The sequence below is a fragment of the Tunturiibacter psychrotolerans genome (assembly GCF_051013365.1).
Lineage (GTDB): Bacteria > Acidobacteriota > Terriglobia > Terriglobales > Acidobacteriaceae > Edaphobacter > Edaphobacter psychrotolerans_A.
Window position 1 is genome coordinate 4,265,025 of sequence record NZ_CP132941.1, and the last position, 23,267, is coordinate 4,288,291.

Consider the following 23,267-nt stretch of genomic DNA (forward strand, 5'->3'; position numbering starts at 1 on the left):
GGCTAGTTTTCTTTTTCGAGTTCGACGACCATGACCTCCATGGGTTTTTCTCCGGCGTTGATGTCGGAGTGGAGGGTGTTGGGGGGCATGGCGGGGAGCCAGTAGGCTTTGCCTGTCTCCCAGACGTGTGGCTCGATGTTGCCGGAGGGGTCGACGATGTTCATGGTGCCGCCGGTGAGGGCGATGATGACTCGGGGATGATCGTGGTGATGCATGGCGAGGGGCTGGTTCGGCATGACGATTGTCTTCCAGACTTTGACGTCTGGATTTTCAAATTGAGGGAATCTTTGTGTCTTCTGTTCGACCTGTGAGATGAGGACAGAGGTGCTGAGGGCGGCCGCTGCGAAGGCGGCCACGTGGATGGCGTGCTTCATGGGTGTCTCCTTGTGGCGAGGAGTTTAGCATGCACTCGGGCCTACGGGATTGAAGGGGGGCGCTAGTGGTGCGAATGCCTACGTCCCAAATTTCAACTGCTCTTCAGTATTGGGAGGGTTCGCAATTCTTTCCTACTAACTCTTTGCATGGTCTTGTTGAAAAGATCGACGCTTGGAGCCGCTCTTACACCTGTATAAAGTCCATAATCCAAGATTAGTGCCAAGTATTTCCGCCCTGCTTCACCTACAGTTACACCCTCACTGATTACGTGAAGAAGTCGAAGATCGACAAGTTTTAGAACATCTCGATATAGATTTTCTGAGTTGCGTATTTCGACTAGAAATGCGTTCTTTTTGTGTTGCTTTACGCAGAAGTCTTTTACCTCTTCGAGCACCTCCGATATCGAAGGTCGATCTGATGACCCAGCGAGATCAACATCAAGCTCACGCATTTTCTGACTTACCATTTCAGAGGTGGCCATATTCACATCGCTAACAGTTACTCGCCCTCGGTTTAGAGCCGTGGCCTTCGTGATTGCTTGCGTGAACATGTTTAGAGCATCTCGTGGAACTCCGGCAGACACCCAGACGAGTCGTGCCAATACGTCGGGACTATTGCAAAGAAATTTCACAGAGGGAAGACCACAGTATTTTGCATGCGCGTCGAGGATCCCTTCGATATGTTCCGAAGCACGCTCTGGCATCGTTAAGTTGTAGTCAAGCCTAATCGTCTGTGCGTCCTGTGGAATCTGAAGGCCAGCATGTTCCGGGTTATTCCACGTTCGAGTCAAAGTTTCAATTGCGGAGAGTTTCAGGTAAATATTGTTCCCTCGTGTGACGGAATAGATAAGGCCTAGAAGTTTTGGCTGAGCTTCTATATCTAGAACATGGAAATCATCTAGAAAGATAAACATGGGACCAATCGACGCGAGAGCTCCGCGTATGCTCGGAAGCATCATCCGCAGTTTTTGCTCGTCATGTTGGCCCTCACCTCGAACCCGCTTCAGTTCGCTTTCGACAGATTGAGCAATCGGATTGAGCTGAACAATTTCCGCAAGTTGGCGAAAAACTTCGAGAAAGACGTCTATCGCCACCGCTGAGTCATGACGTTTTTCGAACACCTGCATATCTATCCAAACGGAGATCTCTTCGATTTCCTGCCTCGAGCGCATCGCATACAGGAGTAGGCTAGATTTTCCGGCACCACGACGTCCATACACGACATGATTAGCTCTCGCAAGAATTTGGTCCTCGGCATGTGAGACCGAGCGGGTATAGCGGGCAACGAATTCATTGCCGAAGCTAAATCTATTGATGTTCAGAGACTCCGAAAGAACTCTCAGAAAGTAACGAGCTTCGGGACTCTGAATGCGATTTTTTGGTATTCCTTTCTTCACTGTTATCGAGGTGATTCCAGAGGATTCGGCCGCAGCGGAGATGTCCAATGCGGCCTGGAAAAAACGCTCAGAAGGCTCAGCGATGCGGATGACGATCGCATTTCCATTCGGCCGTGGTTTGACTTCAAAATCAGGATTTTTTAATCCGCTCAGTTTTGCAAACTGGATCAAAACTTCAGGCTCAATGCCGACATTAACATTCACGGTGTTATTCCTTTAGCCACTAAAAATGTTCGAGCGTCGGCGATAAAGTCAGCGACAAGAACTTGTGTTGTCAGAAGTCCTAATGCGAGGATACCGATCGATGAAGTGTGATCGTAGTCGCATAAATTTCGGTCTTCTCGCAAGGCACTAAGCTGATTTTGGTAGGAAGCAATATTGGGGAATCCGGAAGGCAAAGTTTCAATTTTCTTGTGATCTGTTGAATCGGCGCTGTAGTCACCGTTGTTGCAAAGCCTGACCGATCGTGAGACGTTGTACGCGCCATAGTAATAGCGAGAAATCTTCTGACGCCAGTCTCGGTTGTTCTGTCGTCGGGCGAAAAGGTAATGGTTTCTCCCAAGGCGATACAGCTGGATCACACTCTGAGTCAGAGCGGCTTCTATAGCCGCATTGCTGGCTGGGCTAAGAAGATGAGTAAGATTTGCTTGCATTTTCCTGACATTTGGCGCGGCAAGCAAGACGTGCGGCGAACTCGGCATGGAAGCTGATTATAAAGTCTTTATTTGATATCGCAATCCTATCGTCCGAATTTTTGGCGGCCTTGCATTTGGCTCATCATGCGTTGCTGGGCTTTGATGCCGCCGCCACCGCCGAGTGACTTGAACATCTTGCGCATCTGGGCGTATTGGCGCAGGAGGTTGTTGACGTCCTGTACGGTGGTTCCGCTGCCGCGGGCGATGCGCTTGCGGCGGTTGCCGTTGATGATCTCGTGGTCGAGGCGCTCTTTTTGCGTCATCGAGTTGATGATGGATTCGACGCGGGTGAACTGGCCTTCGTCTACGTTTTCGACGGCTTGTTGCATGCCTGCGAATGGGCCTACTGAGGGCAACATTTTTAAGATGGATTTCATGCTGCCCATCTTTTTGATCTGACGGAGCTGGTCGCGGAAGTCGTCGAGGGTGAAGCCGTCGCCGGAGAGGGCTTTCTTGGCGAACTGCTCGGCCTTGCCGCGGTCGAGGGTGGCTTCGGCGCGTTCGAGGAGGGTGGCGATGTCGCCGTGACCCATGATGCGGGAGACGATGCGGTCGGGGTGGAAGGGCTCGAAGGCGTCGGGCTTTTCTCCAGTGCCCAAGAATTTGATGGGTGCTCCCGTCACGTGGCGGATGGAGAGGGCAGCGCCGCCGCGGGCGTCGCCGTCCATCTTGGTGAGGATGGCGCCGGTGATGGTGAGAAGATCGTTGAAGGCCTTGGCGGAGTTGACGGCGTCCTGGCCGGTCATAGCGTCGGCGACGAAGAGGATCTCGGAGGGGTTGAGGAGCTTTTTGAGCTGCGCCATCTCGTCCATGAGGGAGGCGTCGATCTGGTTGCGGCCGGCGGTGTCGACGATGAGCATGTCGCAGCCGAAGTTGGCGGCTTCGCGCTTGGCTTCTTTGGCGAGGCGGAGGACGGCGTCGGTGCCGGGTTTTTCTTCTGTCAGTTTGCCCTCATAGAGCTGGGCGGAGATGGAGCGGGCTACGATGGCGAGCTGCTCGCGGGCAGCGGGACGGTAGACGTCGACCGAGACGAGCATGGGACGGTGGCCGGCTTTTTTTAGCCAACTGGCCAGCTTGCCTGAGGTGGTGGTTTTACCGGAACCCTGGAGGCCTGCCATGAGGATGACGCTTGGCGGCTGGGAACTTTTTTGGAAGCGGGCGGTGTCGCGGCCCAGGAGGTTGACTAGCTCGTCGTGGACGATCTTTACGATTTGCTCTGACGGGCTTAGGGCGGTGGCGACCTTTTCGCCGATGGCGCGGGTGCGGATGTGCTCGACGAGCTCGTTGACGACGGTGAGGTTGACGTCGGACTCGAGGAGGGCGAGGCGGATCTCGCGGATGGCGTCGGAGATGTTCTCGTCGGAGATGGTGCCCTGGCCGCGGAGGGTCTTGAAGGAACGCTGGAGTTTGTCGCTTAGGTTTTCAAACATGACTGCTACAAGTTTACAGGGAATGACGGGGTGCGCGGAAATGCCCACTACGCGCGCAAATGCCCGCTGCGCGCGGGGCGGTCACTTCGTGACTTGTGTCCCCCTTTGGGTGGCGCTCCCGTTGGTCGCGATGGTGGAGCTGCGGCTAATTTAATACGCCGCCTTTAGCGAAGGTGATGGTGAGATCGACCAGGTGGGTGTTGGGGTCGGCGATGGCGTCGTAGGTGGCGGAGTAGCCGGAGAGGGATTGGAGGGCGCTGTTGTTGTGGAGGAAGTTGGTGAGGTAGTTGGTGTCGTAGAAGTCGCCGGGGTTCATATGCCACGCGGAGTCGAATTGCTTCTGCTGCTCGGCGGAGAGGCCCAGGGCTTTGACGCTGTGGATGTGGTATTGGGTGCCGGGGTCGACGGTGATGGTGTAGGAGACGTGGTGGCTGAGGTGGTCGAAGGTGGGTGAGGCCTTAACCTTGGCATCCTGAAAGCCCTTGGCGAAGTAGGCGGCGGTGATGACGGAGAGGCTTTGGTTGAGAGCTGCTTCGGAGGCCATGTCTCCGGGCTTCATCTTGACTTGTTTGTTGAAGTCGGCGGTGCTGATGACGTCGGAGCCGGGCCAGTTGAGCTGAAAGAGTTGGTAGGGCTGGCCTTCTTTGAGGGTGGCGGTGAAGGCGACGTCGACGCTGTTGGGGGTGACTTGGGGCGGGGCCTGGGCCAGGTTGAGAACGGCCACATCGAGGTAGCCCGCATCGTGGTAGGCCGAGGTGAGCGCGTTGGTGATGGTGGTGCGAGTGGTGTTGTTGTCGAAGGGTTGATCGGTCTGGCTTTTGATTACGGGGTCGAGCCTGGGCTGCATGGTGGGCGAGGCGCGAACGAGGGTGAGAGTATGGACGCGAACCTGGGGGGAGTCGATGGCGAAGCCGATGGAGGTTGGCGCGGCTCCGGGCTTTGCGCTGTTGGCGATGGCTACGACGTTGGCGGTCACGCCCTTTTCCGCGACCATGGCTTTGAGGGCGGAGATGATGCTGTTCTGGAAGTTGCCGGTTGTGGGGACGACGCCGGTGTAGAGGGGGACGCGGGCCTTGAGCGCGGTAGTGAGTTCGGAGGGAGACCACCAGACGAAGTTGGTGAAGGTGGCGGGGAGGAGATTCGAGTCCGGCATGGGCTTCAGGGTGAAGAGGAGGCCTTTTTCGTTGGAGGCGAAGTTGATGTCAGAGAAGAGGCCGGTGTCGCCGAGGTGTTGGGCGGCAGCTTGAAGCGCGTCTTGGGTCGAGGTTGCGCCGGGAGTGAGGCCGGTGACTTTGAGGAGATCGGCTTGCGAGTAGGCGGGGGTTCCTTCGAAGGTTATCGGAGGGACTGTGAAGGTTTGGGCGGGGAGATGGAGGGGGAGGACGGTGAGGCAGAGAGCGAGGAGAGCGGGCCTGAAAGTCGTCGAGCGCATTGTGTAGGAACCTTATCCTATGAATGAACCTGCTACAAACACTTTTGTGGGGATGGCAAAGCGATGCATTAGCAAGTTTTGTTGTGGTTTTGTTGAAGATCAGAGGTGGCGCTGGAGGAGGATCAGATCTAGCCAGCGGTCGAATTTGAAGCCGACCTGGCGGAGGTGGCCTACGCGTTCGAAGCCCAGGCGCTCATGGAATCGAACGGAGGCGGTGTTTTCTGCGTCGACGCCGCCGATAAGTGTGTGCTTGCCGAGACGTTGGGCATGAGGCAATAGAGCGAGAAGTAGTTTGGTGCCGATGCCGCGACCACGTTGGGCGGCATGGACGTGAACCGTGTGCTCGGCGGTGAAGCGGTAGCCTGAGCCACTGCGGAAGTCTCCAAAGGTTGAGAAGCCGACGATGTGTGTGGGGCTGAGGGATTCCTCGCAGGCCAATTCGGCGCACGCTACGAGAATGGGATAACTCGATTCTGTTCGAGAACGGAACCAGGCGAGGCGCTCTTCCAGAGTGACTGGCTGGTCGCGGTATACGGCGGTAGAGTTGGCGACGATGTCGTTATAAATTGCAAGGATTTCGGGTAGATCGGACTCGTCGGCCGAACGGATGAGCATGGGGAACTGTCCTCGTTTGAGTAGAGATCTCGATCTGATTATCTTGCGGAACGACTATGGTGGCGGGTGGATTTTTTGTGCCGGTGAGGTAAGAGCTTCGCAAGTGGCGGGCTTGGTGCGTGGCCAGATTGGTTCGGGGTGTGAGTCGGAGGCGCACGGAGGTTTGGGGGGCCGGATAATCGGTCTATGCAGGATACAGGTCAAGCTTCGGGGAATGTTCGAGTTGTGCGGGAGTTTGTTGCGTATCTGCGCGTAGAGAAAGGGCTTCGGCCCGCGAGTTGCGAGGCGTATCAGCGGGATCTAGAGCAGTTTGCCGAGCATGTTGAGATGCGGAATGGGTTGTTGCTGGGAGCCACGCAGGCGGATGTGAGTGGATTCATGGAGGGACTGCGGGGGCATGGGGTGGAGTCGCGTTCGATTGCGCGGAAGCTTAGTTGTCTGCGTGGGTTCTATCGCTGGCTGCTGATGGATAAGCGGATCGCGCATGACCCGACGGTGAATGTGGAGACGCCTGCCAGCTGGAAGGTGCTGCCGAAGTCGCTGGCAGAGGGCGAGGTGGCGGAGATGCTCGAGCGCACTGGGGTCGCGGCGAGGAGCGATGGCGCCGATGGACTGGCACTGCGGGATCATGCGATTTTGGAGATGCTGTATGCGGGTGGGCTGAGGGTGGGGGAGATCTGTGCGCTGCGGGTGGAGGATGTGCATCTCGATCAGGGGCGGGCGCAGGTTCGGGGCAAAGGCGATAAGGAGAGAATTGTGCCGCTGGGGCGGTCGGCGGTGGAGGCTTTGGAGAGATATCTGGCGGTAGGCAGGCCTGAGCTGGTGAAGAGCGGCCTGGAGCGTGGAAGTCACGTGGTGCAGAGAGCGCTGTTTCTGAGTGTGCGGGGGCATGCGCTGACGCGGCAGTGGGTTTGGGAGATGGTGCGGTCGGTTTCGGGGACAGGGAGTAAGGCTAGTCCGCATATGCTGCGGCATAGCTGCGCGACACACATGGTGGAGCATGGGGCGGATTTGCGTAGTGTGCAGACTTTGCTAGGGCACGCCGATATTGCTACGACGCAGGTTTATACCCATGTGGCTCTGGGACATTTGAAGAAGGTGCATCGGGAGCATCATCCGCGGGGGAAGAGACGGGCTGAGGCGAGTTGAGGTGGGAACGGGATGGGAGAGCGGTCGTGCTTCGCACGGTGCCCACATCTCAAAATCGAGATATGGGGCACCCGCTTGTTCGGACGTTCACTCGACGAATTGATATATGCCGTACCCGATTCGCGGGGTGTCGGTCTGATTTTTGTTGATATGCACCTGGTGCCGTTGATGTGCAGAGTCCCTGAAAGTTGAGGATTTATGCCGGAAGAAGTCAGTGAATTCGACAGGTTGGCCGAGGGGTTTCTGGCGATGCTCGCGAATGAGCGCGGGGCGTCGGAGCATACGGTGCGGGCTTATGCGCGGGAGGTGCGGAGCTTCGCGGCTTATCTTGGCGAGACGCTTGGCAAAGATGCGCAGGTGGGTACGGTGGAGCATCTGCATATTCGCGCTTATATGGGATTGCTCTATGAGCGGGGGTTGACCAAGGCTAGTGCTGCGAGGGCGCTGGCGGCGGTGAGGAGCTGGTTCAAGTGGCTGGCGAAGGAGGGGAAGGTGGCGCAGAATCCTGCGCTGCTGGTGAGTACTCCGAAGCTGCCGAAGCATCTGCCGCGTGTGCCTAGCGTGGAAGAGGTGAATCGAGTTTTGAATTCGCTGGATGGAGTGGGTGCGGCGAAGAAAGATCAGCCTGAGACTGCGGCGTGGCCGGAGCGGGATCGTGTGATCTTCGAGTTGTTGTATGGGTGCGGGATTCGGAACTCGGAGCTGGTGGGACTGAATATGGGCAGCGTGAAGTGGCGTGATGACGCGGTGTTGGTGCGTGGAAAGGGGCGGAAGGAGCGGCTGGTGCCGTTGGGAGATGAGGCGGCGACGGCGCTGCGGGCGTATCTTCCTTTGCGCCAGGCGAAGCTGATGGCGGCGGGGAAGGGTGGGTTGGTGCAGGAGGGGCCGCTGATGATGAACCTTCGTATGCGGGGGGATTGCAGGTTGACGACGCGGAGTGTGGGAAGGATTGTGAAGGCAATTGCGCTGAGCAGGGGGCTGGCGGCGGATGTGCATCCGCATACGCTGAGGCATGCGTTTGGTACGCATATGTTGGAGGAGGGGGCGGATCTGCGGGCGATTCAGGAGATGCTGGGGCATGAGCGGCTGTCGACGACGCAGCGATATACGCAGCTGACGGTGGGTCAGGTGCAGAAGGTTTATGACGAGACGCATCCTCGAGCGAAGTGATTTTTTTCTGCGGTGGTGGGAGGGCGTTTTTGCTGGGGGTTTTGGTGATTATGGCGTTTTCGGTGTGGTGTTTTGATGGTGGGATCGTGGTGGGTTGTGGTGAGTTTGTGGTTTGCTGATGGTGCTTTTTTCGTGGTGGGAAAAAGTGACAGGCTTTTGAGATTTATTTTTGGTTGCGTTGGTTTGGACGTGGAGTTCGAGGGTGGTTGAAACCCATGTCTCAGCATCGAGGCATGGGGCACCCGCATGTTGCAACTTTATTCGATATGGGCCGTCAATGATTTTGCGTGGCTTCTGATTTTGCCTAGTGTTTGGCGAAGACGTAAAAGTCGGCGAAGGATGTGTTGTCGGGATGGGCGGGGTCGTAGGGGAATTCGTTGGGCGTTGTTGATTGCAGCGACCACTCGGGATGGTGCCTGGCGATCCAGTCGGTGAAGCGGCGATGGCGGACGTGCTTGTCGGGCCACTCTTTCACCATGTTGCTGGAGTAGACGATGACGAAGTTGTTGGCGGAGGCGAAGAGTTTTTGCATGTAGGCCTCGAAGATGTGGTCCTCGACGAGGTGGTAGATGACGTCGAGAGACATGGCGAGATCGGCGCGGGTGCCTGCGGGGAGGAGATTGGCTTCGAAGAAGCGTTTGGTGGGGTCGCTCGCGAAGAGGGTGCGGCAGATCTCAACGGCTTTGGGAGAGATGTCGATGCCGGTGTAGCTGGGATAGCGGGCGAGTTTGAGTTGGGCGCCGTCTCCGCAGCCGTGTTCGATGACGGAGGAGATGCGATTTTTTTCTACGAAGGCGTTGAGGAATTTGGCCTTGAATTGGGCCAGGCGGTTATAGCTGCCGGCGCCTGAGTCGCCGCCTGCGCGGTAGCGCTGGTCCCAATAGAGGTCCGAACTCTTGAACTTTCCTCTGCGCAGTTGAACCAGACCTGGGCCAATCCCTGGGACATTCTTCAGGAAGGACTTTACGCTATTGAGCATCAACTCTCCTGGTTTTGCGTGAATAGTGCGTGAGCTTTGGACTTTAACTACTTAGATGCAAAGGGGACAAGGGGGTTGGCAGATTGAAATTATGTGGGCCGTTGTTTAACCGGCGGGTAACTATCTGAAGTTCTATTGCGTGGGTTCGTTGCAGTGAGGTTGCGGGAAAGAAAGGCTTGGGGACGGGGTGATGCATCCAATGAGCGAGAGGTACGGAATGCTGGGACGGCTTGGGCAGGGTGCAGGTTTAGCGGCGATGGGATTGGCTCTGATGATGGGGCAGGGTTGCAAGAAGAAGCCGGCTCCTGCGGTTGCGCAGCCGGTGGTGCGCGCGGCGCCGCGGCCAACGCCGGTTGATTTTCCTGATGATCCTCCGGAGCCGGTGAATGTGGATCAGCCCGTGCATCACTCGGTGCACCGGGCTGCGCTTCCTCCGGTGGTGCAGGCTCCGAGGCCGGTGGTTGATCCAAATGCGTTGGCGGAGGCGCAGAGGCAGAGAGATGCGACGTTGTTTCAGCAGCAGCAGGCGGCTTCTCAGAGGCAGCAGCAGGAGTTGAATGGGGTGGTGCAGCGGAGTCAAAAGCTTCAGCAGGAACAGCAGGCTGAGCCGCGGATTCAGGATCTTCCTGAGGTGCCGATTACGCAGCCGGTTGTGCCGGGGCAGGAGCCTCCGCGGATTCAGGATAATCCGAACATGCCGCAGCAGGCGCCGATGGAGCCAGCGCCGACTGAGGGGAACTCGGAGCAGCAGAGTGATCCTGCGCAACAGGGTCAGCCGCCACAAAACTTCTAGGTTGCTGGTTTCAGCGGCTAGATATGAGCAGGATGTGGGCGGGTTCTGAGGCGGCCGCTGGGGAGATTTGGAAAGGCTGGTCGGCAGCTATGGAGACTACTGCGCCTGGTTCGATCTTTGTGGCGTGGCCGTTTTGAATTAGAGACGTGTTGGAGAAGGCCACCAGGACGGCGGGTGCGGATGTGGGCGGGACGGCGCAGGGGGTCGTGTCGATGCAGACGACGCGGCGGATGGAGAGGTGAGGGGAGGAGAATTCGATGGCGTCGATGTTGTGGGTGAGGGTGGTGGGGGCGGGGCCGCGGAATTCTGTGATCTTGTCGTCGAGGTGAGGGAGTTCGACGCGGAGGAAGTCTGAGGGGAGGTCGCTGAGATTTTCGATGGCGTGCCGCTCGATGATGCCGGGGCCGATGCGGAAGGCGCCAAGGTGGGTTGGGGGACGGGTGATGGTCTCGGGCTTCGGTTCATCGTGGATGATGTTTACTGGGCCGGAGTTGTTGAGGTAGACGAAGACGGTGGGGATTGCGGGGTGGTCGTGGACGGGGACTTTTTCGTGGGGGCCGTAGTGGACGCGAATGACTTTGAAGGTGTGGTTGGTGAGGATGGTGGTGTAGTTCGGGGGGAGGCTGGGGTTTTGCTGGGCGGGGGTGGTGAGGGGAGTGGTGAGGAGTAGTAAGAGGGGGAGAAGCTTGTTCATGCCGGGTTTCCTGTGTGATGGCTTAGGTGGCTGGGTGTTCTGAGGGGATTGCCTGGGTGGGATAGCAGATCCCCTTCGGGGATGATAACCAGAACGGCAACCGCAACTGCAAGGGCAACTGCAAATACAAATACAAATACAGGGATTCTTCCCCTTCGACTTCGGTCAGCGTCAGAATGACGATATTTCTGTCTTTTTAGTAGCGGGGGATGGTTGGGTCGATGGTGCGGGACCAGGCGTCGATGCCTCCGGCGAGGGATTGGGCGTGCTCGAAGCCCTGATTGCGCAACCACATCGTGACGCTGAGGGAGCGGGCGCCGTGATGGCAGAGGACGACGATAGGGGCGTCGGGATCGAGTTCAGCGTGGGCGCGGGAGGGGATATCGCCCATGGGAATGAGGGTGGAGTTGGGGAGGCTGGCGGTTTGGAACTCCCAGGGCTCGCGGACGTCCAACAAAAGAGGGGCGTTGGGCTGCTGGCGGAGTTTCGAGAAGGCTTCTGCGGTAATTTCGGGCTCTAACATGATTTCAAGGATATCCTTATAGATGGCATGAGTCACAGGGGCCGGACGGGTCTTAGCGGGTCTTTGGTGACGGATTGGCCAGTTGCGGCTGTTGAATGGAGCGTGTCGGGTTGGGAATGTGGTTGAGCAGGCTGCATCCCGGTTGGTAAGCTTGTCGTTTTAATTGGGTATTGATGACTGCCTTGGAAGGTTTTCCTGGGTTCCGGATTTTATTTGGGGTTGGAGAGTGTGTTGGAAAAGGTTTTAATTGTTGAAGATGAGGTTCATGCGCGGAGTGGCCTTACAGAGCTGATTGAAAGCTGGGGCTACAGGGCGGAGTGTGCCGCCGATGGGATGGAGGGTCTGGAGAAGGCTGTCTCCTGGGCTCCCGCGATTGTTGTGACCGATCTAAAGATGCCGCGGATGGACGGTATGGAGTTGCTGAGCCGGATTGGCGAGCTGCCGCAGAGGATGGCTGTGGTGATGCTGACGGCGCAGGGTTCGATTGAGTCGGCTGTGGACGCCATGCGGTTGGGGGCGTACGACTACATTCCGAAGCCGGTGGACCCGCATCGGCTGAAGACGATTCTGCATAATGCGAGCCGGCAACGTGAGGCGGACGCTGAGATGGAGGCGGAGGGGCGGCAGCAACGCGATACGGGCGTGCTGGGGCCGATGGTGGGCTCGTCGCCGCAGATGGTGGAGATCTTCTCGATGATCGAGAGGATTGCGCCGTCGAATGTGTCGGTACTGGTGACGGGCGAGAGCGGAACGGGCAAAGAGCTGGTGGCGCGGGCGCTGCATGACCTGAGTGCGCGGAGGCTGAAGCCTTTTGTGGCAGTGAACTGTGCGGCGATTCCGGAGACGCTGATTGAGAGCGAGATCTTCGGTCATGAAAAGGGTGCGTTTACGGGGGCGCTCGAGCGACGGGCTGGGTGCTTTGAGCTGGCAGAAGAAGGAACGCTGCTGCTCGATGAGATTGGCGAGATGCCGATGGCGACGCAGGCAAAGCTGCTGCGCGTGCTGGAGGATCGAAAGCTGCGAAGGCTGGGCAGCAAGATCGAGACGCCGGTGGATGTACGAGTAGTGGCAGCGACGAATAAAGATCCTGAGAAGGCGGTTGCGAACGGAGACCTGCGTGGAGATCTGTATTACCGGCTGAATGTTTTTAATATCCAGATGCCTCCGCTGCGTGATCATTTGATGGACGTGTCCGCGATTGCGGAGAAGATGATCGATGATATGAACCAGCGACACCATTGCACGGTGGCCGGGCTGAAGGATTCGCTGATGAATCGGCTGGAGGGATACCAGTGGCCGGGCAATGTGCGAGAGCTGCGGAATACGATTGAGCGCGCGGTGATTCTTGCGGGCTCGGGGATGCTTGGGATTGAGCATCTGCCGCCGCACTTTGGGGAGCCGGGATTTGCTCCGCCAGCTAATAGAAATGGCGGTGCGGAGACCGTTGTGGTTTCGCAAGAGGCGGCGTTTGAGGATAATCAGCGGCGGCTGGATGAGTCGAACTCGGTGCGGGTTGAGGTGGGGACTACGGTGGATGAGGCGGAGCGGCAGCTGATTCTGAAGACGCTGGTGGCCACGCACAACAATAAGACGAAGGCCGCTGAGATTCTCGGGATCAGTTCGAAGACCCTGCAGAATAAGCTGAAGGAGTATTCGAACGCTGCAGTGACGGAGTAACGATGCGGCTGAAGACGAAGCTCGTACTTGCGGCGACTGGGTTGACGTTTGCGATCGTGCTGGTGCTTTCGGCACTGTTCCTGAGCGAGTTGCTGCGGCAGAGAATCGAACAGACGGCGTCGGCGAACGACGTGCTGGTGCATGAGGTGTGGCTCGAGACGCGGAAGGCGGTGGAGACGGGGCTGCGGGCGAATCCTCCGGTGGACAAGAGCGATGCGGCGCTGCATGAGGCGGTGGTGAATGCGCTGCGGAGTCAGACGGCGCTGTCGGATGTAATGAACACGATTGTTCGCTACTCGCCTACGGTGCAGGACGTGAGCGTGACGGACGCGAATGGGCTGACGCTGGTAAGCACGGACCCGGATGCGGTGGGCGATCAATCGGTGTTTCGGTTCAGCCTGGCGAGTGTGCAGAATGGCCCGATCTCGCGGCAGATGAGGGTTGTGTTCGGCAGGCCGCGGGTGTTGGATATCTCACAGTCGCTGGAGCGGAATGGGGTTCCGTTTCTGGTGGTGCATGTGGGAGTGCGGTCTACCTTTCTGAAGAACAGTTATGAGCCGTGGCTGCTGGATGCGCTGATCTTTGCGGCGCTGGCGGCGGTGGCGGCGATGTTGTCGGCGGGGCTGCTGGCGAATGTGGCGCTGCGTCCGCTGGAGGCGATCAGTGCGCGGCTGGAGATTTTGACGCGGGCCGCAGGAGCGATTCCGGAGCGACTGGCGGAGAGCCGCGGGACGAGGACCGATGAGGTGGTTCGTGTGACCCGGACCCTGGACCGGCTGGGCGAGCAGATGCGCACGCAGGAGGCCGGCTACACGGCGCTGCAGGCGAATTTGAACCAGATGCTGGATACGCTGCGCGATGGCGTGTTGCTGTTTACGGCGGACCGGCGCGCGGTGATGGTGTCGGATGCGGTGGCTTACTTTCTGGGAGCGCCGTTGAACGAAGATCACGAAAAGCTGGTGGGGATGCGGCTGGAGGAGATCTTTGCACCGGATAGCGTTCTGGGAGAGGCGGTGTTGGAGGCGTTTGCCGAGGGTGGGCAGGTGAGCGCGCAGGCGGTGACGCTGGAAGATGGGAAGCAGGTGCAGTTCTCGCTGGACCGGATCGACAATGGGCTGGGCGGGATAGGCAATGTGGCGACGATGTTGACGCTGCGGGATATGGAGTCAGTGGCGCAGCTGGGGCAGGAGATTGAAGTTGCGAGAAGGCTGGCTGCGATTGGCAGGCTGACGGCGGGGGTCGGACATGAGGTGAAAAATCCGATCAACGCCATGGTGCTGCACCTTGAGTTGCTGCGCGGAAAGCTGGTGCATGGGGGAGTTGAGGCGTTTGGCGGGGCACAGCGGCATGTGGATATTCTGGCGGGAGAGATGCAGCGTCTGGATCGGGTGGTGCAGACGCTGGCAGACTTTTCGCGGCCGATGGAGCTGCACCTGCGGGAGCACGATCTGCGGCAGGTTGTTGGGACAGTGATGGAGTTAATGGCCACCGAGATGCAGGAGAATCGCGTGGTGTTAAAGGTGAACGCTCCGAAAGAGCCTCTGATCGTGCGGGTGGATGCGCAACTGATGCAGCAGGCGTTGTTAAACCTGCTGCTGAACGGGATGCAGGCGATGCCCGACGGCGGAGCGATGGTGGTGCGGTTGAGACGGGATCATCAATTTGTTGTTGTCGAAGTAATTGATGAAGGAGTAGGTATACCGCCAGAGCTATTACCGCGTATCTTCGAACTGTACTTCACCACAAAACCGAAGGGCAGTGGAATTGGATTGGCGATGACGTACAGAATTTTGCAGTTACATGGCGGAGCGATGGAGGTAAGATCCAATGCCGATCCTAATTCGGTCGAGCGAGGGACAACCTTTACGTTTCGGCTGCCGATAGCGGCAGGAGCGGCCACGGAGAGCAGAAAGGCCGCCGCAGCTGGAGCAGTTCACAAAGAGTTAGAGGAACGGGTTTGAAGGGTACGAGCAACATTATGCAGAAGATCGCATGGACGACTCTCTGGTTTGGTTTGGCAATAGGGCTGGCAGGATGCCGGCATAAGCCGCAGCTTGCTCCATTGCCGCCGGTGATGACTCCGGTGGCGCTTGAGGATATTCCCGAGCCGGACAATCTGCCGATGGTAGAGGCGGCTCCTGAGAATCTGCCGCCGGTGCCGGTTTCGACCGAGGCAGGGAAGCCGAAGAGGAAGAAGAAGCAGCCGCCGAAGGTTGTCGCGCCGCCTGAACCGGCGCCCGAGACACAGATTGCAAGCGCTGCTGGACCGCCGACACCGGACGCTGCGGTTGGTGCGTTGACGGCGGGGGGAGAGACGAATCCGCAGACCAAGCAGGAGGCGGAGGACCTGATTGCTTCGATTGATAAGAGGCTGAATGCGCTGCCGGCGCAGAAGGTGGAGGAGCAGAAGGCCCAGGTGAGCAAGGTGCGGAACTTCCGGAAGGATGCTCAGGAGGCTCTGAAGTCCGGCGATGCGGAGGGGGCGAAGACGCTGGCGACGAAGGCTAAGTTGCTGCTGGATGATTTGGAGAAGTAAGGGATACTCGTTCTTTCAGTAGCGTATTTGCGGGAATCTCCGCCTCTCGATCTCCTGTTATCAAAAAGTTGCGAGCTGGCGCATCTTGAGCGATGGGCGTAGTCGCGGCCCTTCGAATGCAGACGATGTTCACACCATCGCGACGAAGACTATAATTCCGGCGGGCTCCGGGCCTGCTCCCCAAAAATCTATGTTTTCAAGAGGCGATCATGAAATCGAGAATCTCGATGTTTGTGTCCGTTGCGGCGCTGACGGCGCTGGCGGTTTGTATACCAAGTAGCGTTTATGCCCAACAAAACTGGAAAGCTGAGTTGGGGGCTCAAAGCAAGGATATGGGCAAGCTGGCTATTGCCTTTCTTCCCAATGAGCTTTGGATTCACGAGGGCGACAACATCACCTGGACCTCCGGCAGCGGCGAGATTCATACGGTGTCATTCCTGATAGCAGGTCAGGCGTATACCAATTTCATGGTGGGTTGTCCGGGATTCTCGCCAAGTGGCACGAGTTTCGACGGCACTAAATGCGTGAGCGCGCCTCCGTTGACGACGGGGCAAAGTTTTACCGTGAACTTCCCTAAACCTGGCAACTATAGCCTTGTCTGTTTGGTCCATCCGCACATGACTGGAGTCATCCATGTTCTCGCCGCGTCGGCGATTCTTCCGCACAACCAAGCTTTCTATGACGCGCAGGGGGCGGACCAGCGGAAGAGCCTGCTTGCCGATACCGACAAGCAGAGGGACATGGACGACATGCTCTCCGCGCACGTGCTGGCAAACAAGAACAGCGTGACTGCGGGCATTGGACAGATGAACGTGACCGGCGCTGGATTTGAGTCGCTTTCTGTGGTGCGTTTTCTGAACGGAACGATTGAAATCCATAAGGGAGACACGATCGAGTGGACTAATTTAGACCCGGCCTTGCCGCATACGATCACCTTCGGAACGGAGCCGGCCAATCCCACTCCTCCGTCGGGCAATGTGCCCATAACTCTGGATGCGGATGGTGTGTTACATGCAACGATCAATTCGAAGGGGGACAACGTGCATTCGGGCCTTATTCTCGCGTCGCCGGAAAACCAGGTTGGCGTGCCGCAGTCTCCTCCGGGCAATACGCGTTTTCGCATTACCTTCACGGAGGCGGGGACGTACAACTACATATGCGCGTTGCATGATGAACTTGGCATGGTTGGCAAGGTGATTGTCACGCCTTATTAGGAAACGACAAGGGGGTGGCGCCGATAGGCATCGCCCTTAACCCTGCGAGGTTGCGGCCGGGAGCTACGTCCTAGCGATGCATGGCTTGTTTGCAGCGATGAGACTGCTGCAGGCTTAGGCGGTGGCTCCATGGCACTTTTTGTATTTTTTGCCGGAGCCGCAGGGGCACTCGTCGTTGCGGCCTACTTTTTCGCCGGCGTGACGTGGGCCTGAGCCGTTGGTTTCGGCAGTGGCTGCGCCTACGGAACGGGCTTGCTCGAGCTCGCGCTGCTTTTTCTTCTGGAACTCGCGCTCGAGTGCGTCGATGGTGGTCGAGGGTGCGCGGTTGGGTGACGGTGCCGGTGCGTTTTGACGAGCGGCCGGGGCGTTGGTGTGTTGCGGTGGGCCGGATGGGGGGAGCGCGTTTTGAGGAGCGGCGGAGGCTAGCTGTTGTTGGGCTTGTTGGGCCATAGCTAGAGCCTGTGCGTGGGCTTGCGCTTGTGCGAGCTGCTCGGCGGATTCGATCGGGGTGCCGTCGGGGCCGATGATCTGCATGCGGAAGAGATGGCGTGCGGTGTCTTCCTGGAAGCGCATCATCATGCCTTCAAACATCTCGAAGGATTCTTTCTTGTAAGCGACGAGTGGGTCTTGCTGCGCGTAGCCGCGGAGGCCGATGCCCTCTTTGAGGTGGTCCATGGCGAGAAGGTGATCCTTCCAGAGGCCGTCGAGGACGGAGAGCATGACGATGCGCTCGTGGTAGCGCATGGCTTCGGCGCCGAGGATGCTCTCCTTGATATCGTAGCGGGCGCGTAGGTTTTGGAAGATGGCTTCGCCTAGTTCGTGGCGGTTGAGCGCAGTCGCATCGATTTCTTTTTCGAGATGAGCGCCGAAGATGTCGTAGATCTGCGAGAAGAGAGGCTCGAGCTTCCACTCGTCGGCGTGAACTTTTTCCGGGGCGTTCTCGTCGAGGATGTTGGAGAGGATGGTGGAGGTGTAGTCCTCGGTGATGAGCTGCTTCTGGTCGACGCCTTCCATGAGTTGGCGGCGGAGACCGTAGACGGCTTCGCGCTGCTTGTTCATGACGTCGTCGTACTCGAGGACGTGCTTGCGGGATTCGAAGTTTTGGGTTTCGACGGCCTTCTGCGCGGCTTCGATGCGGCGGGAGATCATGCCGGATTCGATGGGGACGCCCTCTTCCATGCCTAGACGCTGGAGGAGCGTGGAGACCCACTCGCGGGCGAAGATGCGCATGAGGTCGTCTTCGAGCGAGAGGAAGAAGCGCGAGGAGCCGGGGTCGCCCTGACGGCCTGCGCGGCCGCGAAGCTGGTTGTCGACGCGGCGGGACTCGTGGCGCTCGGTGCCGAGGATGTGGAGACCGCCCGCGTTGATGACCAATTCGTGTTCGGCTTTGGCTGCGCCTTCGTGGGCGGCGGTGGCGGCGTCCCATGCGGCTTGCGTGGTTTCGAACTCCTGGCCGGTGTAGTAGAAGCGGACCATGCCGGGGCCGGCTACGGGATTGATTGCGCCTTCGGCGGCTGAGACGGCGCGGGCTTGTTGCTTGCGGACGAGGTCCTGGCGGGCCATGAACTCGGCGTTGCCGCCGAGGAGGATGTCGGTGCCGCGGCCTGCCATGTTGGTGGCGATGGTGACCATGCCGAGACGACCGGCCTGAGCGACGATCTCGGCTTCCTTCTCGTGGAACTTTGCGTTGAGGACTACGTGGCGAACGCCTTTGCGCTTGAGGATCTCGGAGAGGAGCTCGGATTTTTCGATCGACGTGGTGCCGACGAGGACGGGCTGCTTTTCGGCGTGGAGACGGGCGATTTCGTCGGCGACGGCAAAGTATTTTTCTTTCGCGGTGCGGTAGACGACGTCGGGGCTTTCGATGCGGAGCATCTTGCGGTTGGTGGGTGTGACGACGATGTCGAGCTTGTAGATCTTGTCGAACTCGGCGGCTTCGGTCTCGGCGGTGCCGGTCATGCCGCTGAGCTTTTTGTACATGCGGAAGTAGTTCTGGAAGGTGATGGTGGCGAGGGTCTGGTCTTCCTTGCGGATTGCTACCCCCTCTTTCGCTTCTACTGCTTGATGCAGCCCGTCGGACCAGCGGCGGCCGGGCATGAGGCGGCCGGTGAACTCGTCGACGATGATGACTTCGCCCTCTTTGACGACGTATTCTACGTCGCGCTTGTAGAGGGAGTGGGCTTTGATGGCGACTTCGACGTGATGCTTGAGGTCCCAGTTTTCAGGGTCGGCGATGTTGCCGATGCCGAGGAGTTCTTCGATCTTCTCCCAGCCTTCGTCGGTGACGGTGATGGAGCGAGTTTTTTCGTCTACGACATAGTCGCCGGACCAGGTTTTGGTTTCGACGGTTTCGATGAGTTCGCCGAGCTCGAGCTTGGGGATGATGACGTTGACACGGGCGTACTTGTCGGTGGTCTGGTCGGTGGGGCCGGAGATGATGAGCGGGGTGCGGGCCTCGTCGATGAGGATGGAGTCGACTTCGTCGACGATGCAGTAGTAGTGGCCGCGCTGGACCTGGTCCTTGAGCTCGAACTTCATGTTGTCGCGCAGGTAGTCGAAGCCGAACTCGTTGTTGGTGCCGTAGGTGATGTCGGAGGCGTAGGCGTCGCGGCGCTGCTGGTCGTCGAGGTCGTGGACGATGACGCCGACGGTGAGGCCGAGGAAGCCGTAGATCTTGCCCATCCACTCGGCGTCGCGTTTTGCGAGGTAGTCGTTGACGGTGACGACGTGGACGCCGCGTCCGGCGAGGGCGTTGAGGTAGCAGGGAAGCGTGGCGACGAGGGTTTTGCCTTCGCCGGTCTTCATCTCGGCGATCTTGCCGGAGTGGAGGACGATGCCGCCAATCATCTGGACGTCGAAGTGGCGCATGCCTACGGCGCGCTTTCCGGCTTCGCGGACGACGGCGAAGGCTTCGGGCAGGATGGCGTCGAGGGCGGCCTTTTCGGCGGCGATTCGCTCGTCGGCGTTCTCGGGTGTGTCGGGGATGTTTGCGATGGCCGCGGCGATGCGCTGGCGGAACTCGGCGGTCTTGTTGCGCAGAGCCTCATCGGAGAGCGCCTGAATGGCCGGCTCGAGCGCGTTGATCTGCGCAACCGTGGGCGTGATGCGCTTGATGGCGCGTTCGTTACTGGTACCGAAGACCTTAGCTACGACAGAGTTGAGCAAAACGGGTATCCTTCTGGGCGCACTTTGTCCCAAATACTAGTGTAAATGGTGCGGGAGGGTGGCGGGCTAACGGCCTGGCTGGCCGTTCTATACGCGGGAGGGAGTCTGGGCGTGGTTCAGGATTTTGAACGCACGTAGACTGGGTCGCGTTTGAGGTAGGCAAAACGGTATTTGGCGTCTTGTCCGGAGGGCGCGCAGAGATGTCCGGTGAAGGGGGCGCGGAGGACGTTGGTGCCGATGGTGATGGCGACGAAGGCCGGGGAGAAACAATGGCTATTGTCGTAGACTTCGCCGGAGACCCAGTGGAGTTCGCCGGTGGCTTCGGCGTTTGCAGGGACGGCTACCGGGAGGATCACGGGGCCGGGGTGCATTCCGGGTGGGGTTTCGAGGGAGATGGGAAGCTTGGTGTGTGAGGCGTCTTCGAAGATGAGGGCGGGGCTGCCGGGGACGGTGCAGGTTTGGGAGCCGATGTTGCGCAGGACGAGGAGGGTGCCGGACTGCGACATGCCGTCGAAGTTGCCGCCTTCGCTGTCGAAGGAGAGCGAGAGTTGGGCGGCGGTGCATGCGAGAAGAGTCGACGCGGATTGCAGCGGGGTCGCGCTCGCTGATGAGGCGAGGATGAGCACCACTGCGACTACTACATAGGCCGCGCTTGAGGCTGGTTTGGTCACTGCGAGAATTTTAGTCTTTCTTTGTTGATCTGTTGAGATGTTTTCGTTGCGGTTGGATGCGGGCGTTATTTCGATGGCTGTCGGGCTCGAGGAAGATGGATTCCTGTGCGCGGCCAGGAGCGGTCGCGCTTGAACCAATGTCTTTGGAGAGGGTAGCACCGTGATGTTTCGCGATGGTGAGAAGCGGAGGACGATGTAAGCTGGCTTGTCAGTGCGGCTTTCCGTTAGGTGGAGCTTCTATGTTGAGTTACGCGCAGAGTAGCATGCTGGTGGTTGTGGCGATGCTGGTGTCGGTGTTTATGGTGCTGGTGCTGAACTGGGTGTGGCCGATTCCGAATCGCAAGCTGATCAACGATGTGACGGGATGGCAGCTGGGGATTCTGGGAACGACGTATGGGGTGATTCTGGGGTTCATGCTGTACACGGTTTGGATTGACTTTCGCGCGGCTGAGATCAATGCGACGCAGGAGGCAAGCTCGTTGCTGACGGTGACGAGGATTGCGTCGGCGTTGCCGGTTGAGGCGCGGGAGCAGTTTCGGACGTTGGGGATGAAGTATGCGGATGCAGTGGTGAATCAAGAATGGCCGGCGATGCAGCGCCAGGAGGAGAGCCGCGCGGGGGAGCTGGTCGAGGTGGATATGTGGAAGCTGCTTGCGGCGGTGAAGGACAGTGCCGGGTCGGCGAATAGCGTGGATCATTTGACTCAGGTGCTTGGCGAGCTTTCGGAGAGGCGGAGCCTGCGGGAGGAGCAGCTTCGCGTGAGGCTGCCGCTGGTGTTGTGGATTTTGCTGCTGGCGGGCGGAGGAGCTACGGTGGGGTCTTCGTGCGTGTTGGGGAATGACAATAAGTGGCTGCACTATTGCCAGGTCCTGGCGTTGACGTTTGTGGTGGCGGTGACGCTGTCTGCGATTGCGGATCTGGCCAGGCCGTTTGAGGGTGCGGTGTCGGTGACCCCGGTTGCGTTTCAGCGGGTACAGACGATTATGCAGTTGGATGCGGCTCGTTAGAGCTTTGGGTGTTGGCGAGGATGCTTTGAAAGAAGACCCACATCTCAAAATCGAGATGTGGGCACTCATCTTTCCTGCTCGTTGGGGATTGCGTGCGCGGGTGGTGCGGGGTTAGTGTCCACCCAGGGCTTCGGGGTCTAGCTTGACCATTTTTTTAGGGAGCCGCATGAGGAAGGGCAGCGGCGTGAGCAGAAAGATGGTGATTGCGAGGATAGCGAAGGCGTTTCTGTAGCTGAGCATGGAGGCCTGGCGGAGCATCTGCTGATAGGCCTGGCCGACGGCCATCTGCGAGGCATTTGCAGCGGACATTCCCTGCGACATCATCATCTCTTTCATGCGGTCCATGTAGTGGTTGTACTGAATGCTGCCGGGGGTGACGTTCGCCGAGAGAGTGACCTGATTCACCTGGGCGTTGCGCGCGAGGAAGGTAGTGAGTAGAGCCGTGCCGGCGCTTCCGCCGAGGTTGCGGGCGAAGTTGGAGAGACTGGAGATCTGGTTCATCTTGGTGGGGGGGACGCCGACGTAGTTGAGCGTACTGATGGGGATAAAGATAAAAGCCAGGCCGATGACCTGGAACATACGCCAAAGCGTGACGGTGCCGTAGGCGGTGTTGAGGTCGAGGCGGGTGAGGTTGTAGAGGCCAATTGCTGTGGCGAGATAGCCCAGGCAAACCATGACGCGGGGGTCGAATTTGCCGACGGTACGACCTGCGACGGCCATCATGGCCATCATGACGAAGCCTGCGGGGGAGAGCACCATGCCCGCGCGTTCGGCGGTGTAGCCCAGAAGTACCTGGAGGTACTGGGGGATGAGGACGGTGGAGCCGAAGAGGACCATGCCGAGGATGAGCTGGAGGAAGACGGCGGTCCCGAAGTTTCGGTTTTTTAGCAGCTTCAGGTCAACGATGGGGTCAGGGTGATGCCACTCCCACCAGGTGAAGAAGATGAGGGTGGCGGCGGCGAGAATGGCGAAGGTGCGGATCATGGGATCGCCGAACCAATCTTTTTCCTGGCCTTTGTCGAGGGTGAACTCGAGACAGCCTACGCCGATGGCGACGAGGCCGAGTCCCATGAAATCGACTTTGCGGTGCTTGGAGTTTTCTCTGCGAGCCTTGAGATGGGGTGGGTCTTCGACCATACGGTTGGAGAGGAAGAGCGAGAGCAGGCCGAAGGGGATGTTGATGAAGAAGATCCAGTGCCAGTTGAAGTTGTCGGTGATCCAGCCGCCGAGTGTGGGGCCGATGGCGGGAGCGACCACGACGGCCATGCCGTAGACGGCGAAGGCCTGTCCGCGTTTTTCGACGGGGAAGGTGTCGGCGAGGATGGCCTGCTCGCTGGGCGCGAGGCCGCCGCCGCCTGCGCCTTGCAGGATGCGCGCGACGATGAGGAGAGGGAGCGTGTTGGCGATGCCGCAGAGGAACGAACAGATGGTGAAGATGACCACGCAGGTCATGTAGAAGCGCTTGCGGCCGAAGCGGTCGGAGAGCCAGCCGGAGATGGGGAGCACGACGGCGCTTGAGACGAGATAGCTGGTGAGGACCCAGGTGGCTTCTTCAGAGCTTGCGCCTAGCGTGCCGGCGATATGGGGCAGGGCAACGTTGGCGATGGAAGTGTCGAGGACCTCCATGAAAGTGGCGAGGGTGACCGTGAGGGCGATGGCCCAGGGGTTGTGGTGCGGCTTCCAGGCAGCTGGCGCGGCAGGGGCGGGCTTTGGCCGGGCGAGTGCTGGGGAGGGTGCGGTCATCGT

20 protein-coding genes are annotated in these 23,267 nt (G+C 58.9%); 8 read left to right on the plus strand and 12 right to left on the minus strand.

What is annotated here, in order from left to right:
- Nucleotides 1-2: 2 nt before the first annotated feature.
- From RBB76_RS17915 to RBB76_RS17940, 6 genes are all read right to left on the minus strand, one after another.
- A complete protein-coding gene (locus RBB76_RS17915) occupies nt 3-374 on the minus strand; it encodes a hypothetical protein (RefSeq protein ID WP_429629057.1) in 372 nt (123 codons plus the stop codon).
- Between the two features lie 92 nt (nt 375-466).
- Nucleotides 467-1,975 (minus strand): ATP-binding protein, encoded by a 1,509-nt coding sequence (locus RBB76_RS17920; RefSeq protein ID WP_429629058.1) that lies wholly within the window; start codon nt 1,973-1,975, stop codon nt 467-469.
- Nucleotides 1,972-2,472, minus strand: a complete 501-nt coding sequence (locus tag RBB76_RS17925; protein ID WP_429629059.1) for a hypothetical protein — start codon at nt 2,470-2,472, stop codon at nt 1,972-1,974. Before RBB76_RS17925 ends, RBB76_RS17920 begins: the two co-directional genes overlap by 4 nt.
- Before the next feature lie 38 nt (nt 2,473-2,510).
- The gene (gene ffh, locus RBB76_RS17930) at nt 2,511-3,896 is read right to left on the minus strand and encodes a signal recognition particle protein (protein ID WP_429629060.1); all 1,386 of its coding nucleotides are present in this window, start codon (nt 3,894-3,896) and stop codon (nt 2,511-2,513) included.
- A 145-nt stretch (nt 3,897-4,041) separates the two neighbouring features.
- A complete protein-coding gene (locus RBB76_RS17935) occupies nt 4,042-5,328 on the minus strand; it encodes a POTRA domain-containing protein (protein WP_429629061.1) in 1,287 nt (428 codons plus the stop codon).
- 99 nt (nt 5,329-5,427) lie between these two features.
- Nucleotides 5,428-5,943, minus strand: coding sequence for an N-acetyltransferase family protein (locus RBB76_RS17940; RefSeq protein ID WP_429629062.1), 516 nt, complete (start codon nt 5,941-5,943; stop codon nt 5,428-5,430).
- 186 nt (nt 5,944-6,129) lie between these two features.
- On the opposite strand from RBB76_RS17940, the gene RBB76_RS17945 reads away from it, so the two are divergent.
- Nucleotides 6,130-7,092, plus strand: coding sequence for a site-specific tyrosine recombinase (locus RBB76_RS17945; protein ID WP_429629063.1), 963 nt, complete (start codon nt 6,130-6,132; stop codon nt 7,090-7,092).
- Between the two features lie 198 nt (nt 7,093-7,290).
- On the plus strand, nt 7,291-8,262 hold the full coding sequence (locus tag RBB76_RS17950) for a tyrosine-type recombinase/integrase (RefSeq protein WP_429629064.1): 972 nt from the start codon (nt 7,291-7,293) through the stop codon (nt 8,260-8,262).
- Between the two features lie 304 nt (nt 8,263-8,566).
- Here the strand turns inward: RBB76_RS17950 and RBB76_RS17955 are convergent, their stop codons facing one another.
- On the minus strand, nt 8,567-9,241 hold the full coding sequence (locus tag RBB76_RS17955) for a class I SAM-dependent methyltransferase (RefSeq protein ID WP_429629065.1): 675 nt from the start codon (nt 9,239-9,241) through the stop codon (nt 8,567-8,569).
- Between the two features lie 199 nt (nt 9,242-9,440).
- Here RBB76_RS17955 and RBB76_RS17960 point away from each other — a divergent pair, with 199 nt between their 5' ends.
- On the plus strand, nt 9,441-10,034 hold the full coding sequence (locus RBB76_RS17960) for a hypothetical protein (RefSeq protein WP_429629066.1): 594 nt from the start codon (nt 9,441-9,443) through the stop codon (nt 10,032-10,034).
- 10 nt (nt 10,035-10,044) lie between these two features.
- Here the strand turns inward: RBB76_RS17960 and RBB76_RS17965 are convergent, their stop codons facing one another.
- Both RBB76_RS17965 and RBB76_RS17970 read right to left on the minus strand, forming a co-directional pair.
- Nucleotides 10,045-10,728: a hypothetical protein gene (locus tag RBB76_RS17965; protein ID WP_429629067.1), complete on the minus strand. Its 684-nt coding sequence runs from the start codon at nt 10,726-10,728 to the stop codon at nt 10,045-10,047.
- Nucleotides 10,729-10,924: 196 nt separating this feature from the next.
- Nucleotides 10,925-11,251: a rhodanese-like domain-containing protein gene (locus tag RBB76_RS17970; RefSeq protein ID WP_429629068.1), complete on the minus strand. Its 327-nt coding sequence runs from the start codon at nt 11,249-11,251 to the stop codon at nt 10,925-10,927.
- Nucleotides 11,252-11,479: 228 nt separating this feature from the next.
- Between RBB76_RS17970 and RBB76_RS17975 the strand changes: the two genes are divergently transcribed.
- The 4 genes from RBB76_RS17975 (at nt 11,480) to RBB76_RS17990 (ending at nt 16,678) form a co-directional block, all read left to right on the plus strand.
- Nucleotides 11,480-12,928, plus strand: a complete 1,449-nt coding sequence (locus tag RBB76_RS17975) for a sigma-54-dependent transcriptional regulator (protein WP_429629069.1) — start codon at nt 11,480-11,482, stop codon at nt 12,926-12,928.
- Between the two features lie 2 nt (nt 12,929-12,930).
- The gene (locus RBB76_RS17980) at nt 12,931-14,889 is read left to right on the plus strand and encodes a sensor histidine kinase (protein ID WP_429629070.1); all 1,959 of its coding nucleotides are present in this window, start codon (nt 12,931-12,933) and stop codon (nt 14,887-14,889) included.
- Nucleotides 14,890-14,906: 17 nt separating this feature from the next.
- A complete protein-coding gene (locus RBB76_RS17985; protein WP_429629071.1) occupies nt 14,907-15,464 on the plus strand; it encodes a hypothetical protein in 558 nt (185 codons plus the stop codon).
- Nucleotides 15,465-15,673: 209 nt separating this feature from the next.
- Complete coding sequence (locus tag RBB76_RS17990; RefSeq protein ID WP_429629072.1) at nt 15,674-16,678, plus strand: cupredoxin domain-containing protein; 1,005 nt, start codon at nt 15,674-15,676, stop codon at nt 16,676-16,678.
- Between the two features lie 114 nt (nt 16,679-16,792).
- On the opposite strand, the gene secA is transcribed toward RBB76_RS17990, so the two are convergent.
- A complete protein-coding gene (secA, locus tag RBB76_RS17995; RefSeq protein ID WP_429629073.1) occupies nt 16,793-19,843 on the minus strand; it encodes a preprotein translocase subunit SecA in 3,051 nt (1,016 codons plus the stop codon).
- A gap of 116 nt (nt 19,844-19,959) precedes the next feature.
- Complete coding sequence (locus tag RBB76_RS18000) at nt 19,960-20,514, minus strand: DUF4232 domain-containing protein (protein WP_429629074.1); 555 nt, start codon at nt 20,512-20,514, stop codon at nt 19,960-19,962.
- 239 nt (nt 20,515-20,753) lie between these two features.
- On the opposite strand from RBB76_RS18000, the gene RBB76_RS18005 reads away from it, so the two are divergent.
- Nucleotides 20,754-21,521 carry a DUF4239 domain-containing protein gene (locus tag RBB76_RS18005; RefSeq protein ID WP_429629075.1) on the plus strand — a complete coding sequence of 256 codons (768 nt, stop codon included), beginning with the start codon at nt 20,754-20,756 and terminating at the stop codon, nt 21,519-21,521.
- A gap of 111 nt (nt 21,522-21,632) precedes the next feature.
- Here the strand turns inward: RBB76_RS18005 and RBB76_RS18010 are convergent, their stop codons facing one another.
- Complete coding sequence (locus RBB76_RS18010; RefSeq protein WP_429629636.1) at nt 21,633-23,264, minus strand: DHA2 family efflux MFS transporter permease subunit; 1,632 nt, start codon at nt 23,262-23,264, stop codon at nt 21,633-21,635.
- Between the last annotated feature and the right edge of the window lie 3 nt (nt 23,265-23,267).

Bases quoted from the DNA above. Each gene is read 5' to 3' on its own strand.
- RBB76_RS17960 (WP_429629066.1), top strand. From the start codon at position 9,441: ATGAGCGAGAGGTACGGAATGCTGGGACGGCTTGGGCAGGGTGCAGGT.
- RBB76_RS17955 (WP_429629065.1), bottom strand. From the start codon at position 9,241: ATGCTCAATAGCGTAAAGTCCTTCCTGAAGAATGTCCCAGGGATTGGC.
- RBB76_RS17935 (WP_429629061.1), bottom strand. From the start codon at position 5,328: ATGCGCTCGACGACTTTCAGGCCCGCTCTCCTCGCTCTCTGCCTCACC.
- RBB76_RS17970 (WP_429629068.1), bottom strand. From the start codon at position 11,251: ATGTTAGAGCCCGAAATTACCGCAGAAGCCTTCTCGAAACTCCGCCAG.
- RBB76_RS17950 (WP_429629064.1), top strand. From the start codon at position 7,291: ATGCCGGAAGAAGTCAGTGAATTCGACAGGTTGGCCGAGGGGTTTCTG.
- RBB76_RS17990 (WP_429629072.1), top strand. From the start codon at position 15,674: ATGAAATCGAGAATCTCGATGTTTGTGTCCGTTGCGGCGCTGACGGCG.
- RBB76_RS18010 (WP_429629636.1), bottom strand. From the start codon at position 23,264: ATGACCGCACCCTCCCCAGCACTCGCCCGGCCAAAGCCCGCCCCTGCC.
- RBB76_RS18005 (WP_429629075.1), top strand. From the start codon at position 20,754: ATGTTGAGTTACGCGCAGAGTAGCATGCTGGTGGTTGTGGCGATGCTG.
- RBB76_RS17945 (WP_429629063.1), top strand. From the start codon at position 6,130: ATGCAGGATACAGGTCAAGCTTCGGGGAATGTTCGAGTTGTGCGGGAG.
- RBB76_RS17915 (WP_429629057.1), bottom strand. From the start codon at position 374: ATGAAGCACGCCATCCACGTGGCCGCCTTCGCAGCGGCCGCCCTCAGC.
- RBB76_RS17940 (WP_429629062.1), bottom strand. From the start codon at position 5,943: ATGCTCATCCGTTCGGCCGACGAGTCCGATCTACCCGAAATCCTTGCA.
- RBB76_RS17980 (WP_429629070.1), top strand. From the start codon at position 12,931: ATGCGGCTGAAGACGAAGCTCGTACTTGCGGCGACTGGGTTGACGTTT.
- RBB76_RS17965 (WP_429629067.1), bottom strand. From the start codon at position 10,728: ATGAACAAGCTTCTCCCCCTCTTACTACTCCTCACCACTCCCCTCACC.
- RBB76_RS17985 (WP_429629071.1), top strand. From the start codon at position 14,907: ATGCAGAAGATCGCATGGACGACTCTCTGGTTTGGTTTGGCAATAGGG.
- RBB76_RS17925 (WP_429629059.1), bottom strand. From the start codon at position 2,472: ATGCCGAGTTCGCCGCACGTCTTGCTTGCCGCGCCAAATGTCAGGAAA.
- ffh (WP_429629060.1), bottom strand. From the start codon at position 3,896: ATGTTTGAAAACCTAAGCGACAAACTCCAGCGTTCCTTCAAGACCCTC.